Source organism: Agrobacterium larrymoorei (assembly GCF_005145045.1).
Lineage (GTDB): Bacteria > Pseudomonadota > Alphaproteobacteria > Rhizobiales > Rhizobiaceae > Agrobacterium > Agrobacterium larrymoorei.
The window spans coordinates 1,197,258-1,211,849 of the sequence record NZ_CP039692.1 but is presented as its reverse complement, the minus strand read 5'-3'; the positions used below and the strand labels follow the sequence as shown (position 1 = coordinate 1,211,849).

Annotated in this window: 11 protein-coding genes; all 11 read left to right on the top strand. The window is 58.7% G+C overall.

Annotation, left to right across the window (positions count from 1 at the left end; all coding sequences use genetic code 11):
• Nucleotides 1-115: 115 nt before the first annotated feature.
• The 11 genes from CFBP5473_RS19870 to CFBP5473_RS19820 all read left to right on the top strand — a co-directional run bounded on the left by CFBP5473_RS19870 (nucleotide 116) and on the right by CFBP5473_RS19820 (nucleotide 14,317).
• Nucleotides 116-553 (top strand): EamA family transporter, encoded by a 438-nt coding sequence (locus CFBP5473_RS19870; protein ID WP_027675222.1) that lies wholly within the window; start codon nucleotides 116-118, stop codon nucleotides 551-553.
• A 104-nt stretch (nucleotides 554-657) separates the two neighbouring features.
• On the top strand, nucleotides 658-2,301 hold the full coding sequence (locus tag CFBP5473_RS19865; protein ID WP_027675223.1) for a GNAT family N-acetyltransferase: 1,644 nt from the start codon (nucleotides 658-660) through the stop codon (nucleotides 2,299-2,301).
• An 84-nt stretch (nucleotides 2,302-2,385) separates the two neighbouring features.
• Nucleotides 2,386-3,918 (top strand): acyl-CoA carboxylase subunit beta, encoded by a 1,533-nt coding sequence (locus CFBP5473_RS19860; RefSeq protein ID WP_027675224.1) that lies wholly within the window; start codon nucleotides 2,386-2,388, stop codon nucleotides 3,916-3,918.
• Between the two features lie 11 nt (nucleotides 3,919-3,929).
• Nucleotides 3,930-5,933: an acetyl-CoA carboxylase biotin carboxylase subunit gene (locus CFBP5473_RS19855; RefSeq protein ID WP_027675225.1), complete on the top strand. Its 2,004-nt coding sequence runs from the start codon at nucleotides 3,930-3,932 to the stop codon at nucleotides 5,931-5,933.
• Between the two features lie 104 nt (nucleotides 5,934-6,037).
• The gene (locus CFBP5473_RS19850) at nucleotides 6,038-6,853 is read left to right on the top strand and encodes a MurR/RpiR family transcriptional regulator (protein ID WP_027675226.1); all 816 of its coding nucleotides are present in this window, start codon (nucleotides 6,038-6,040) and stop codon (nucleotides 6,851-6,853) included.
• A 114-nt stretch (nucleotides 6,854-6,967) separates the two neighbouring features.
• A complete protein-coding gene (locus CFBP5473_RS19845; RefSeq protein ID WP_027675227.1) occupies nucleotides 6,968-8,893 on the top strand; it encodes a bifunctional 5-dehydro-2-deoxygluconokinase/5-dehydro-2-deoxyphosphogluconate aldolase in 1,926 nt (641 codons plus the stop codon).
• Nucleotides 8,890-10,713 carry a 3D-(3,5/4)-trihydroxycyclohexane-1,2-dione acylhydrolase (decyclizing) gene (gene iolD / locus CFBP5473_RS19840; RefSeq protein ID WP_027675228.1) on the top strand — a complete coding sequence of 608 codons (1,824 nt, stop codon included), beginning with the start codon at nucleotides 8,890-8,892 and terminating at the stop codon, nucleotides 10,711-10,713. The genes CFBP5473_RS19845 and iolD overlap by 4 nt, the downstream gene beginning before the upstream one ends.
• Nucleotides 10,714-10,715: 2 nt before the next feature.
• On the top strand, nucleotides 10,716-11,615 hold the full coding sequence (gene iolE / locus CFBP5473_RS19835) for a myo-inosose-2 dehydratase (protein WP_027675229.1): 900 nt from the start codon (nucleotides 10,716-10,718) through the stop codon (nucleotides 11,613-11,615).
• Between the two features lie 18 nt (nucleotides 11,616-11,633).
• The gene (gene iolB / locus CFBP5473_RS19830) at nucleotides 11,634-12,443 is read left to right on the top strand and encodes a 5-deoxy-glucuronate isomerase (RefSeq protein WP_027675230.1); all 810 of its coding nucleotides are present in this window, start codon (nucleotides 11,634-11,636) and stop codon (nucleotides 12,441-12,443) included.
• Between the two features lie 39 nt (nucleotides 12,444-12,482).
• Nucleotides 12,483-13,610 carry a Gfo/Idh/MocA family protein gene (locus tag CFBP5473_RS19825; RefSeq protein ID WP_027675231.1) on the top strand — a complete coding sequence of 376 codons (1,128 nt, stop codon included), beginning with the start codon at nucleotides 12,483-12,485 and terminating at the stop codon, nucleotides 13,608-13,610.
• Between the two features lie 383 nt (nucleotides 13,611-13,993).
• Complete coding sequence (locus tag CFBP5473_RS19820; protein ID WP_136954406.1) at nucleotides 13,994-14,317, top strand: hypothetical protein; 324 nt, start codon at nucleotides 13,994-13,996, stop codon at nucleotides 14,315-14,317.
• Nucleotides 14,318-14,592: the final 275 nt, after the last annotated feature.

Here is a 14,592-nt window from a genome sequence, read left to right as displayed (position 1 = left end):
TCCTCCCAAGCAAGACCACGCAAGGCCCGCTTCGTTTGTTCGAAGCGGGCCTTTTCCTTTTCAGCCGGAGCTTGGTAATGATATTCCATCCCGTTACCCGCATCGGTTCCCAATCATGAAAAACCTGCTTCTTTCCTGGCAATTATGGGCACTGCTTTCAGCGGGCTTTGCCGCGCTGACTGCGATCTTCGCCAAAATCGGCATTGAAAACGTCAATTCCGATTTCGCCACCTTCATCCGCACCATCGTCATTCTTCTGGCCGCCGGACTGATGGTCTATATAACCGGCAACTGGCAGAGCCCCGCGACGATCACGCCACGAACCTGGCTATTTCTCATCCTATCCGGCCTTGCGACCGGGGCTTCCTGGATTTGCTATTTTCGTGCGTTGAAAATCGGCGATGCTGCGCGCGTTGCGCCGATAGACAAGCTCAGCGTCGTCTTCGTCGCAGTGTTTGCGGTTCTGTTTCTGGGAGAGAGGCTTTCGCTTCCAAACTGGCTGGGAGTGATACTGATTGCCTGCGGAGCCGTTCTCGTCGCCTATCGAGGCTAACCCCATTTGATGGGCTATTCTAACCCCAACGGGATATATGAAGAGCAGCGTTTCTGCTTAAGATGAGCTCTCCCAAAGAAAACAAGATCGTATTGGGAGGGGACATGCACATAGACGTCATCGACTCATGGTCGGGCTTCGACGCGATCAGGGCGAACTGGGATCGGGTCTTTCTGGACGATCCCTTTGCCCAGCACTTTCTTTCCTGGACATGGCTGAAAGCCTATCTTTCCAGACGCGGACGCTGGTTCATTCTGGCCTTGCGTGAGCGCGCAGAAGGCTCTCCCTATGTCGCGTTCTTCCCGCTGCGCGTCGTGACGCAACACGACAGGAAAACCGGCCGCTTTTTTGATGAAATCATCATGGCGGGTAATTTCGCAGCCGATTACACCGGTTTCATCACACTACCGAAATATGAGGACAGGGCGGTGGAAGGCTTCTGCGCTTTTCTGAAAGAGCAGCGCTGGACGCATCTGAAACTCGATTATCTCTCCGGCCCTCCCGGTCGCCGGGACGCCATGGTGCGGGCGCTTCAGGGGCCGCTCGTGATGTTCCGAGACAACACGCCGAAGAGCCCCAACAACATCAATAACTGCGTCTGTCCGGTGGTGGAACTGCCGTCGAATTTCGATGATTACCTTGAAACGCATATGAGCAGTCAGACCCGGCAGAAGCTGAGGCGATTCCTGCGCAAGGTGGAGAGTGACGACAGCTATCGCATCACTTTCGCGACGGCAGAGACAATCGACCGTGACATGGATATTTTGTTCGACCTTTGGCGCATCAAATGGACCCCGTTCAAGGGCAAGGAGCGCACCGAAAAGCTGATATCCGCAACGCGGGAAATGCTGATGGACAGTTTTGCCGATGGCAATCTGGATGTTCCGGTGCTGTGGCACGGCAACCAGCCGCTGGGAGCACTTGCCAACATTGTCGACCGACAGAAAAGTACAATCCTCTTCTATATTACGGGGCGCGACGAGAACTGGAAGACCCCTTCCCCCGGATTGATCCTGCATGGCTATTGCATCCGTCGCGCGATTGCCATGGGCTTCACCCATTACGATTTTCTTCGTGGAAACGAGCCGTATAAATACATGTTTGGCCCGGTGGACCGGCCAATCAGCTGCACGCTTTTTCGCACGCGGGATGGCGAGAACCTGCAGGGCAAGCTTCACCCTTTCAGCATCCGCTTCGTCTATGAAGAGGCTTTGAAGTTCTACAAACGGGGCGCGAAGGCGCAGGCGGAAATTTCCTTCCGGCAAGTTCTGGATGCCGCGCCGGAACATAGCGGGGCCATATTCGGTCTGGCCAATCTCATGTTCGAAAAAGGCGCCTTCAATGAAGCCGAAGAGGCCTATGCCTCGCTCAGCCGCACACTTCAAAATCCGCTGACCGTTCTGCTGCGGCTTGGCGAAGCCCGGCTTGCGAAACAGGATTACCAAGGAGCTGTGGCGGCGTTTGAGGATGTGACCCGTCGCGCGCCATTCCACCACGAAGCCCTGTATAAATGCGGGATTGCGCTTGTTGCAGCCAACCGAAAAACGGAAGCGGCAGCGGTTTTCGAGAAGCTTCAAAATTTCCATTCCGACGACAGGCAGAACATGGAATATGCCGAAAAGGCGCGCAATACGCTGACCCGCATCCGCGCGTCGGCCTCTCCTACCGAGATCGAGACATCCACAATGCTGGCCATCAAAAAGCAGGAAACGCAGCGCCGCTGGGTGGCGCCTAAAGTTCTACATTGATTTCAGCCCCGTAAGACCATTGACCGTTTGATGAATGCAGACTGTCTGCTAAGACTTGTTCCCGAATGCGAGCAGGGAGGTCTTATGCGTTCAGTCCTTCAAGAACTGGAAAGCCGCCGCAGCGAAGCCCGTCTTGGAGGCGGGCAGAAGCGCATCGACGCGCAGCACGCCAAGGGCAAGCTGACCGCGCGAGAACGCATAGACGTTCTTCTGGATGAAGGTTCCTTCGAGGAATACGACATGTATGTGACCCACCGCGCGGTGGATTTCGGCATGGCGGGCCAGAAGATTGCCGGAGACGGTGTCGTGACCGGATGGGGCACGATCAACGGGCGTCAGGTCTACGTGTTCTCGCAAGATTTTACCGTTCTCGGCGGTTCGCTTTCCGAAACGCATGCACAGAAAATCTGCAAGATCATGGATATGGCGGTGCGCGTTGGCGCGCCGGTGATAGGGCTGAACGATTCCGGCGGTGCGCGTATCCAGGAAGGCGTTGCCTCGCTGGCAGGCTATGCGGAGGTGTTTCGCCGTAATGCCGAGGTGTCCGGCGTCATCCCGCAAATCTCGGTCATCATGGGCCCTTGTGCGGGCGGCGCGGTCTATTCGCCCGCCATGACGGACTTCATCTTCATGGTGCGCGATACATCCTACATGTTCGTGACCGGGCCGGATGTCGTCAAGACCGTGACGAACGAGATCGTGACGGCGGAAGAGCTTGGTGGCGCTTCAACCCACACAAAGAAATCTTCCGTTGCGGATGGCGCCTATGAGAATGATATCGAAGCGCTGGAAGCGGTGCGCGCTCTGTTCGATTTCCTCCCCGCCAACAACCGCCAGAAGCCGCCGACGCGGCCTTTCCATGACGATCCCGCCCGCCTTGAGCAGAGGCTCGATACGCTGATCCCGGACAGCTCCAACAAGCCTTACGACATGAAGGAGCTGATCCACGCGATTGCGGATGAAGGCGAGTTCTTCGAATTGCAGGAGGCTTTTGCCAGAAACATCATCACCGGATTTCTGCGGCTGGAAGGGGAAACGATTGGCGTGGTGGCCAATCAGCCCATGGTACTGGCAGGTTGCCTGGATATAGACAGTTCACGCAAGGCGGCGCGCTTCGTGCGCTTCTGCGATGCCTTCAATATTCCAATCCTCTCGCTGGTGGATGTGCCGGGCTTCCTGCCCGGCGTTGCGCAGGAATATGGCGGCGTGATCAAGCATGGCGCAAAGCTGCTCTTTGCCTATTCCGAGGCGACTGTGCCGATGGTGACGCTGATTACCCGCAAGGCCTATGGCGGCGCTTACGACGTGATGGCCTCGAAACACATCGGCGCAGACATCAATTACGCATGGCCGACGGCCGAAATTGCCGTGATGGGCGCGAAGGGCGCAACCGAAATCCTCTACCGTTCCGAACTTTCGGATGCGGACAGGATTGCGGAGCGAACGCGCGAATATGAGGAGCGCTTCGCCAACCCCTTTGTCGCCGCCGAACGCGGCTTCATTGATGAGGTCATCATGCCCCACTCTTCGCGCCGCCGCATCGCCCGCGCCTTCGCCTCGCTGCGAGGCAAGCAGGTGACGACGCATTGGAAGAAGCACGATACGATCCCGCTTTGAGGACCACGCACATGTTCAAGAAAATACTCATCGCCAATCGAGGTGAAATTGCCTGCCGCGTCATTCGCACGGCGAGGAAGATGGGCATAAAGACGGTTGCCGTCTATTCCGATGCGGATGCCAATGCGCTGCATGTTCGCGAAGCTGACGAGGCCGTGCATATCGGCCCGGCACCTTCCAGCCAGTCCTATATCGTGATCGACAAGATACTCGATGCCATTCGCCAGACCGGCGCAGATGCTGTTCATCCGGGCTATGGCTTCCTTTCGGAGAACCCGGCCTTTGCCGCTGCGCTGGAGAAGGAGGGCGTTGCCTTCATCGGCCCGCCGGTGAAGGCAATCGAGGCGATGGGGGACAAGATCACCTCCAAGAAGCTGGCGGCACAGGCTGGCGTTTCTACCGTGCCAGGGCATATGGGGCTGATCGAGACGGCGGACGAGGCGGTGCGGATTGCAGCCTCCATCGGCTACCCGGTGATGATCAAGGCTTCTGCTGGCGGTGGCGGCAAGGGCATGCGCATTGCCTGGAACGACGCGGAAGCGCGCGAAGGATTCCAGTCTTCCCGCAATGAAGCCAAGGCGTCCTTCGGCGATGATCGCATCTTCATCGAGAAGTTCGTGGACCAGCCGCGTCATATCGAAATTCAGGTGTTGGGCGACCAGCATGGCAACGTGCTTTATCTCGGCGAACGGGAATGCTCCATCCAACGCCGTAACCAGAAGGTCATCGAAGAAGCGCCCTCCCCCTTTCTGGACGAGGCGACACGAAAAGCCATGGGCGAACAGGCCGTCGCGCTTTCGAAGGCCGTCGGTTATTTTTCCGCAGGCACGGTGGAATTCATCGTGGATGGCGAGCGCAATTTCTATTTCCTCGAGATGAATACCCGGCTTCAGGTGGAGCATCCCGTCACCGAACTGGTGACCGGCATCGATCTGGTGGAACAGATGATCCGCGTTGCGGCGGGGGAGAAACTGTCCTTTGGACAGGCGGATGTGAAGTTGAATGGCTGGGCCATCGAGAGCCGCCTTTACGCTGAAGACCCCTATCGCAACTTCCTGCCATCCATCGGACGGCTGACGCGTTACCGCCCGCCGGGCGAGGGTGCACGAGACGATGGAACGATCATCCGCAACGATACCGGCGTGTTCGAGGGCGGTGAAATCTCCATGCATTACGACCCGATGATTGCCAAGTTGTGCAGCTGGGGGAATGATCGGGAAACAGCAATCGATGCCATGGGGGAAGCGCTCGACCGCTTTGAGGTCGAAGGCATTGGGCACAACCTGCCTTTTCTATCTGCCGTCATGCAGCATCCCCGCTTTCGGGCCGGGAACCTGACCACCGGCTTCATCGCCGAGGAGTTTCCGGACGGCTTTTCTGGCGTGGAACCGGATGCGGTCTCGACGGCCAAATTGGCGGCAATAGCTGCGTTTATCCATGACCATGTACAAAACCGGGCCGCGCAGATATCCGGCACGGTGGGCAACCATCGCCGTATCGTGGGCAAGGACTGGGTTGTCCAGCTTGGCAAACTGGAGCACAGGCTTGTGCTCGAGCGTGCCGAGAATGGCACTTCGGTTCAGATCGAAGGCGGCGAAAAGTTTGTCGTCGAAACGGACTGGCTGCCGGGCCGCACGCTTGGCCATTTCCGGCTGGGCGAAGAGGTTCTGGCGGTCAAGGTCGATCTCTCTCCATCTGCCATCCGGCTGCGCTGGCGCGGCATGGACATGGTGGCGCGCGTGCGCACGCCGCGCGTGGCCGAGCTTGCCCGCCTGATGCCGGAAAAGCTGCCGCCGGATACATCGAAGATGCTGCTTTGCCCCATGCCGGGCGTCGTGACCACCATTTCCGTGGACGAGGGCGATGAGGTGGAAGCCGGGCAGGCGCTGGCAACCGTGGAAGCCATGAAGATGGAAAATATTCTTCGCGCCGAGCGTAAGGGGCGGGTTTCCAGAGTTGCTGTAAAGGCGGGTGAAAGCCTTGGCGTGGATGAGGTTATCCTCGAATTTGAATGAGCTCTCTCCGGAGGATCGAGAAATTCCGCTTCCCTCATGACCTTTTTCTGGAATAGATATTCCATTCCAGAAAAGACTATTTCATTCGCGGGGGAGTGAAACACATGCAGGACGTGGCCGCACCGGCAACGGTGAAGGAGTTCGAGGAGAGGCTGGTCGAAGTCTCGCTCAAGCTGCCAAAGAGATTGCGGCAATGCGCCGACTACGTTGCCGCCAACACCGACCGGATTGCGGTTTCTACCGTTGCCGAAATGGCGGAAGCCGCAGGCGTGCAACCTTCCGCCTTCATGCGGTTCTGTCAGATACTCGGCTTTTCCGGCTTTTCGGAAATGCAGCGGCTTTTCAAGGAAAGCTATTCGGGCCGCTGGCCGGATTACGATACGCGCCTGACCAACCTGCGCGACAAGGGTGAGGACAGTGGTGCCAGACTGCTGGCGGAATTCGTGGAGGCGGGCCGCGCCTCTTTGGAAAACCTGCTGAAAACCGTTGATCCATCGGCCTTCGAGACGGCCATACAGGTGCTTTCCAAGGCGGAGATGATCCATATTATCGGCCTGCGCCGTTCCTTTCCGGTGGCGAGCTATCTGGCCTATGCTTTCGAGAAAATGCAGGTGCCTGCGATGCTGCACGCCTCTGTGGGACAATTGCAGAGCGCCAGCGCGGTGAGACCGAACGATGTGGTTCTGGCCATCACCTTTGCGCCCTATTCCGCAGAAACAATGGACCTCGTATCTTCCAGCTGCGCTCGCAACATTCCGGTGGTGGCCATCACCGATGCGGCGGTCAACCCACTGCGGCAATATGATGCGACCATACTTGCGGTGTCCGAAGTGGATTTCGGCGCGTTCCGCTCTCTCTCGGCCACGCTGTGCATGGCGATTGCGCTGGCTGTCGGGATTGGTACACATCGGCAAATTTGAATATTTGTGTTGAAAATGGAAATAATGGAATTTATAGTCCAAATCTAGCGCAGGGGGAACGATGGTGGAGTGTCGTTCCAAAGCGGGAGTTGCGTGAAAGCGCGGAGGAGGAAGATCGTGAAAACACTCGATCTCATCACGATCGGCCGTTCGTCGGTCGATCTTTACGGCGCGCAGATTGGCGGACGGCTGGAGGATATGTCCTCCTTCAACAAATATATCGGCGGCTCTCCCACCAACATTGCGGCAGGTGCTGCGCGGCTGGGATTGAAAAGCGCCGTCATTACCCGCGTGGGCGATGAGCATATGGGCCGCTTCATCCGCGAGCAGCTGGTGCGTGAGGGCGTTGATGTGCGTGGCGTGCGCACCGACGCCGAACGCCTGACGGCGCTCGTCATTCTGGGCATTCGCGACCAGCACCAGTTTCCCCTGATCTTCTACCGTGAAAACTGTGCCGACATGGCGCTGTGTGAAGATGACATCGACCCTGCCTTCATTGCCGAAGCGGCCTGCGTGTGCGCCACCGGAACGCATCTTTCCCACCCGCGCACCGAAGCTGCGGTGCTGAAAGCACTGCGCCTTGCCCGAGAGAACGGCGCAAAGACGGCGCTCGATATCGACTACCGCCCGAACCTTTGGGGCGTTGCCGGTCACGGCGATGGCGAAAGCCGCTTCGTGGAATCCGCCAAGGTTACGGAAAAACTGCAATCAACCCTCAACCTCTTTGATCTGATCGTCGGCACGGAAGAGGAGTTTCACATTGCTGGTGGCTCGACCGATACGCTGGCGGCGCTCAGCGCCGTGCGCAGGGTTTCCAAGGCAACGCTTGTGTGCAAACGCGGCCCTATGGGTGCGGTCGTTTTTCCCGCCGACATTCCGCAAAGTCTGGATGACGGGGAAAGCGGTGAAGGCTTTCCAATCGAGGTGTTCAACGTGCTGGGCGCGGGAGACGGCTTTATGGCCGGTTTGTTCCGTGGCTGGCTGCGCGGTGAGGACTGGCCGACGACACTGAAATACGCCAATGCCTGCGGCGCCTTTGCCGTGTCACGCCATGGCTGCACGCCCGCTTACCCAAGCTGGGAAGAGTTGCAATATTTCTTCCGCACCGGCATTCGCAACAAAGCGCTGCGCAAGGATGAAGCGCTGGAACAGGTGCATTGGGCGACCAACCGCAAGGGCGATTGGAACACGATGCGGGTCTTTGCCTTCGACCACCGCATGCAGCTGGAAGCCATTGCCAGCGAAATGGGCGTGGATGAGAAAAAGATCGGTGCGTTCAAGGAGCTTTGCCTGAAGGCCGCGCATCAGGTGGCGGAGGGCAATGCCGGATACGGTATTCTCTGTGACGGGCGGCTTGGCCGCGATGCGCTCTATCAGGCGGCGGGTTCTGGCCTGTGGATCGGGCGTCCGGCGGAATGGCCGGGCTCGCGCCCGCTAACGCTGGAGCCGGAGCTGGGACCGGATTGCGGTGCCTTGAGCGAATGGCCGACCGAGCATGTGGTGAAGGTGCTGTGCTTCTATCACCCGGATGATGATGCGGCGATGCGGCGGAGCCAAGAGGAGACGGTATCGCGTCTGTTCACGGCTGCGCGGCGCAACGGGCTGGAATTTCTACTGGAAGTCATTCCTTCCAAGGTGGCCGCGACGGACGACGAAACGACCGCGCGCATTATAGACCGTTTCTACGAAATCGGCGTCTATCCCGACTGGTGGAAGCTGGAGCCGATGAAAAGCGAAGCTGCATGGCGGCAGGCGACCGATGCGGTGAAGCGCAACGATCCTTATGTGCGCGGCATCGTCGTTCTGGGCCTTGAAGCGCCGCATGCCGAACTGGAGGAAAGTTTCAAGCTGGCGGCGGGCTTCGATCTCGTCAAAGGATTTGCCGTGGGCCGCACGATTTTCGCCGATGCCGCACGCGGCTGGCTTTCCGGCAAAATCAGCGATGAGGCGGCGGTTGCGGATATGGCGGAACGCTACGATGCTCTTTGTCGCGTGTGGGACAAGGCGCGCGCCGAAAGCAAAAAGGGAGAGGCAGCGTGAATACGATACGTTTGACGGCGGCACAGGCGCTGGTGCGCTATCTGGCCGCCCAGCTGAACGAAGATGGCGAGACCTATATTGCCGGCGTCTGGGCAATTTTCGGCCATGGCAATGTGGCCGGTCTGGGCGAAGCGCTCTATGGCATACGGGAAGAACTGCCGACCTATCGCGGCCAGAACGAGCAATCCATGGCGCATGCGGCAATAGCTTATTCCAAGCAGCTTGGCCGTCGCCGTGCCATGGCGGTCACGTCTTCCATCGGCCCCGGCGCTACCAATATGGTGACGGCGGCGGCACTCGCACACGTCAACCGCCTGCCCGTGCTGCTGATCCCCGGTGATGTTTTCGCCAATCGCGGGCCTGACCCGGTGCTGCAGCAGATCGAGGATTTCAACGATGGTACCATCTCGGCCAATGACTGCTTCAAGCCCGTCAGCCGCTATTTCGACCGGATTACACGGCCCGAGCAGCTTCTGACCGCCCTGCCCCGCGCTTTCCGCACCATGACCGACCCTGCCGATTGCGGCCCTGTGACGCTGGCTTTCTGTCAGGATGTGCAGGCGGAAGCTTTCGATTATCCGACGAGTTTTTTCGAGAAAAAAGTCTGGCGGCAGCGCAGGCCGGAGCCTGATCAAGCCGAGTTCGAAGAAGCGGTTGCCGCGCTAAAGGCTGCGAAAAACCCGATCATCGTCGCGGGCGGCGGCGTGCATTTTTCTGGTGCCACCGAAACGCTGAAGGCCTTTGCCGAGCGCCACTCAATTCCTGTTATCGAAACGCAGGCGGGCAAATCGGCTCTGGCCTGGGATCACGATCTGAATTTCGGACCCGCAGGCGTGACAGGCGCTTCGAGCGCCAATGCGATTGCGGAGAAGGCCGATCTCGTCTTTGGCATCGGCACCCGCTTTCAGGATTTCACCACCGGCTCCTGGGCTCTGTTCAAGAACCCTGAGCGCAAGCTGCTGGCGCTCAATGTGCAGCCCTATGACAGCGCCAAGCATGACGCGATCAGCTTGACGGCGGATGCGAAGATCGGGCTTGAGAAACTTTCAGAGGCCCTCGGCAGCCACCGCTTCACCGCACCCGATGCCAGCCTGAAACAGGACTGGTTTACCAAGGCCGATGCGGTGACGGCTGCACCCAAAGAGGCCAACAGCCTGCCGACGGATATGCAGGTGATTGGCGCGGTGCAGCGCGCTTCCCGCGACAATACGGTGGTGATGTGCGCCGCAGGCACCATGCCGGGCGAGCTGCACCAGCTGTGGAAGGCAAAGCTGCCGCTTTCCTACCATATGGAATACGGCTTTTCCTGCATGGGCTACGAGATTGCCGGGGGTCTTGGCATCAAGATGGCGGAGCCCGAGCGCGATGTGATCGTGATGGTGGGCGACGGCTCTTACATGATGATGAATTCCGAGCTTGCAACTGCCGTTGCCATGGGCGTGAAAATCACCGTCGTCATTACCGATAATCGCGGTTACGGCTGCATCAACCGGCTGCAAATGGGCACTGGCGGTGCGGAGTTCAACAATCTCTACGCCCACACCAACCAGAAGAACCCGATTGCCATCGATTTTGCCGCGCATGCCGCAAGCATGGGGGCGGATGCGCACAAGGTTTCCACGATTGCAGAGCTGGAAACGGCGCTCGATGCGGCACGCAGCGCAGAGGTCGTAACCGTCATCGTCATCGATACGGACCCCTACCCTACGCCGGATGCCGGGGGATACTGGTGGGATGTTGCCGTGCCGGAAGTTTCGACGCGAACCGAAGTCAAAAATGCCCGTGCAGCTTACGAAGCCGCACTCAAGGAAAGACGCTGATCATGATCCTTTACGGTACCAACCCAATTGCCTGGAGCAATGACGACGACCGCTCGCTCGGCGCCCATATCAGCCTCGACCAGTGCCTGGACGAGACCTCCAAGATCGGTTTCGATGGCATCGAAAAAGGCCACAAGTTTCCGCAGGAGCCGGAAGGGTTGAAGGCAGTACTTGAGCCCCGCAAGCTGCGCTTCGTTTCCGGCTGGCATTCGCTGAACCTTCTGACCAACTCCATCGAAGACGAGAAGGCCGCGATGCAGCCTGCGCTCGATCTGCTCAAGGCAATGGGCTCCAAGGTCATCATCGTTTGCGAGACGTCCAACGCGATCCATGGTGAGGATTCCAAGCCGGTCAACGACCGTCCGAAGCTGGCCGACAGCGAGTGGAAGAGCTTTGGCGAAGGCGTGGAGGCACTGGCAAAACATGCCGCCGAGCAGGGCATTGCGCTGGTTTACCACCACCACATGGGAACGATCATCGAGAGCGAAGACGAGATCGACCGGCTGATGGAAAACACCGGTCCGCATACGAAACTGCTGCTCGATACCGGCCACACCCTGTTCGGTGGCGGCAACCCGGAGCGTGTGGCCAGAAAACACATGCAGCGCGTTGGGCACATCCACGCCAAGAATGTGCGCCCCGCCATTGCCGAGCAGGTGCGCAATGAAAAGCTGTCCTTCCTCGAAGGCGTGCGCCGCGGGGTCTTCACCGTTCCGGGTGACAGCGAAGGCGGTGTCGATTTCCCGCCCGTGCTGAAAATCGCTGCCGACCATGGCTATAGCGGCTGGCTGGTTATCGAGGCCGAGCAGGACCCGGATGTGCGAAACCCGTTCGAATATCAAAGCCTTGGCCTGAAATCGCTGCGCGCTTTTGCAAAAGAAGCCGGGCTGGACAAGGGCTGAAACAAGGAGGCCTGAAAAATGGCAAATCTGCTTCGCAAACCGAGCGGTAAAAGCGGCAAGGTCCATGACATTACGCCGGAAAGCGCCGATTGGGGCTATGTCGGCTTCGGTCTATACCACCTGAAGCCCGGCGAAACCGCGAATGAGAAGACCGGCGAGACGGAAGTCATTCTGGTACTTGTCGAGGGTAAGGCGGAAGTCTCGTCAGAGGATAAGAGCTTCGGCGAACTTGGTGACCGGATGAACGTGTTCGAGCGCAAGCCGCCGCACTGCGTCTATATTCCCGCCGGTTCATCCTGGTCGGTCAAGGCGACGACGGATTGCACGATCGGTGTGTGCACAGCACCCGCCAAGCCGGGCCGTGAAGCACAGGTGATCGGGCCGGATGGCATTACGCTTGCCGAGCGCGGCAGGGGCGGCAATACGCGCTACATCTTCCCCATTGCCATGGAAGACCGCGATGTGGCCGACAGCCTGCTGGTGACGGAAGTGTTCACGCCATCCGGCCATTGGTCTTCCTATCCGCCGCACCGGCATGACGAGGATAATTACCCCGACATGACCTATCTGGAAGAGACCTATTACCACCGGCTGGACCCGGCGCAGGGCTTCGGCTTCCAGCGTGTTTTCACCGAAGACGGCTCGCTGGATGAGACCATGGCGGTTTGCGATGGCGATGTCGTTCTGGTGCCGAAAGGGCACCACCCCTGCGGCTCGCCCTATGGCTACGAGATGTATTATCTCAATGTCATGGCTGGTCCCATGCGCAAATGGCGCTTTCAGAACCACCCGGATCACGACTGGATTTTCAAGCGCGACAATCCCTGATCCTGCATCATTACATCCATCGATTCTTGGGAGGGAATCATGAAAAGTCTGGGCGTTGGCCTGATCGGCACTGGCTATATGGGCAAGTGCCATGCACTCGCATGGAATAACGTCACCAGCATTTTCGGCGATGTGCCGCGACCGCGGCTGGTGACGCTGGCGGAAGTGAATTCCGAACTTGCAGCGAAGAAGGCGCAGGAATTCGGCTTTGCCAAATCCACCGCCAACTGGCGCGATCTTCTGGACGATCCAGAGATCGACGTGATCTCGGTCACCACACCCAACGCCTTTCACCCGGAAATGGCGATTGCAGGGCTGGATGCGGGCAAGCATTTGTGGTGCGAAAAGCCGATGGCGCCAGCCTTTGCCGATGCGCTGAAGATGCGTGACGCGGCGCGACGCTCCGGTCGCGTCTCCGTCATGGGTTACAACTACATTCAGAACCCGGTGATCCGCCACATCAAGATGCTGCTGAAGGATGGCGTGATCGGCGATGTGATGCAGGTCCGCGTCGAGATGGACGAAGATTTCATGGCCGACGCGCAAGCGCTGTTCAACTGGAAGAGCGAGGCGTCCTCCGGCTATGGCGCGCTGGACGATTTCGGCGTGCATCCGCTGTCCCTGATCTTCAGCCTGTTCGGCCATGTCAGAAAGGTGATTGCCGATCTGGTGAAGCCCTATCCGACGAGACCGCTGAAGGACGGCGGCGCGCGCGAAGTGGAAAACCACGATCTCGCCAGTGTTCTCTTCACGCTGGAAAACGGCATCTCCGGTGTATTGATGGCCAACCGCTCCGCCTGGGGCCGCAAGGGGCGCATCGCCGTTCAAATCTATGGCTCCAAGGGATCGATCCTCTACGATCAGGAGCGGATGAACGAGTTCCAGCTCTATACGACCGATGGTCGCGCCGAGGAGCAGGGTTTCAGAACCATCCTGACGGCGCCGCATCACCGGCCTTACGACCGCTTCATCCCCGCCCCCGGCCACGGCCTCGGCTTCAACGACCTGAAGGTCATCGAATGCCGCGAACTGATCGCAGCCACGCAGGGCCACGAGGCAAATACCATCAGCTTTGAAGATGGCATCGGCATCGAGCGCAGTGTTCACGCCATGGCGCAGTCATTCAGGGAAAAACGCTGGGTTGAGACGAGCGAAATTGGCGGCTGACAGCTGAGCCTGTGTGAGCCGGGAGATGAAACGTCGATATGCGAGATATAGCCATTTCCTCGGTGTTCGGCTTTCGTTATGGTTGCACCGAGACCGGAAGTAACGAACCGGTCTTGGGGCCGTAGAAATCCCCTCCTAGGACGGCCAGTGTCGGCCGTTAATGACACCCCTCAGCCATAGGTTTGTGGCTGAGGCGGTCCATTGCGACTATGTAACTCTTCCGCCTTTATATGGCTGGGGAGACCTTGACGCATGTCCAAGGCGCAAGCCTAAAGGTCAGGGTGGTCGTTTCTAGGCGGCTTTCTAACTCCCCGGCCACCAGAGGTTTTCCCTCCGGTGGTCGCTTCCGTTCAATATTGACGAGAAAGCGCCGGGAGACGGGCATGATCGAATACAGCGTCATCGCAGATTTGCTGCACACATTTAGAACCATGTCGGATGGGGTGAAGATCCTCGCGATCTACATGCCCTGCATCTTCGGCCTCGGCGCGATGGCGCTTTATCTCTACCATCTGCGGCACAAAAGCAGGCAACGAGATGCACAGGGTGACGAGCAGTCCCTGCAAGGCACAATCTTGCCGCCGCCCGAGGAAAAGCCATGGCTGAAGACATTGACTGTCCCAGCAGAACACCCAACTCTTGAAAAGCTGCGGCGTCTGAATGATTACGTGGCGCGGGAGGTGCTGCATGATAAGGACAAGCGTTGAGGGGTGTGGCCTGGCGACGGTCGTCCTTTGCTATAGTTTTGACAAAGCCGAATACTGAGGTTGTACGCCCCACACCTCCGTCATCCTCGGGCTCGTCCCACTACTGTCCGGTCTAAACTGAGCAGGTGTTGGGGGCGAGAACAGCTCCCCCAGCCGTCACCCCGCACTTGATGCGGGGTCCAGCCGACGCGCGTCTGCGCGGCGAAAGAGTCTTTCAGACCAAGGACTTGGTCTGGCTGGATACCGGGTCAAGCCCGGTATGACGGAAGTGGGGT

Coding starts and splice junctions, on each gene's coding strand:
- CFBP5473_RS19870 (WP_027675222.1), top strand. CDS start 116: ATGAAAAACCTGCTTCTTTCCTGGCAATTATGGGCACTGCTTTCAGCG.
- CFBP5473_RS19865 (WP_027675223.1), top strand. CDS start 658: ATGCACATAGACGTCATCGACTCATGGTCGGGCTTCGACGCGATCAGG.
- CFBP5473_RS19860 (WP_027675224.1), top strand. CDS start 2,386: ATGCGTTCAGTCCTTCAAGAACTGGAAAGCCGCCGCAGCGAAGCCCGT.
- CFBP5473_RS19855 (WP_027675225.1), top strand. CDS start 3,930: ATGTTCAAGAAAATACTCATCGCCAATCGAGGTGAAATTGCCTGCCGC.
- CFBP5473_RS19850 (WP_027675226.1), top strand. CDS start 6,038: ATGCAGGACGTGGCCGCACCGGCAACGGTGAAGGAGTTCGAGGAGAGG.
- iolE (WP_027675229.1), top strand. CDS start 10,716: ATGATCCTTTACGGTACCAACCCAATTGCCTGGAGCAATGACGACGAC.
- iolB (WP_027675230.1), top strand. CDS start 11,634: ATGGCAAATCTGCTTCGCAAACCGAGCGGTAAAAGCGGCAAGGTCCAT.
- CFBP5473_RS19825 (WP_027675231.1), top strand. CDS start 12,483: ATGAAAAGTCTGGGCGTTGGCCTGATCGGCACTGGCTATATGGGCAAG.
- CFBP5473_RS19820 (WP_136954406.1), top strand. CDS start 13,994: ATGATCGAATACAGCGTCATCGCAGATTTGCTGCACACATTTAGAACC.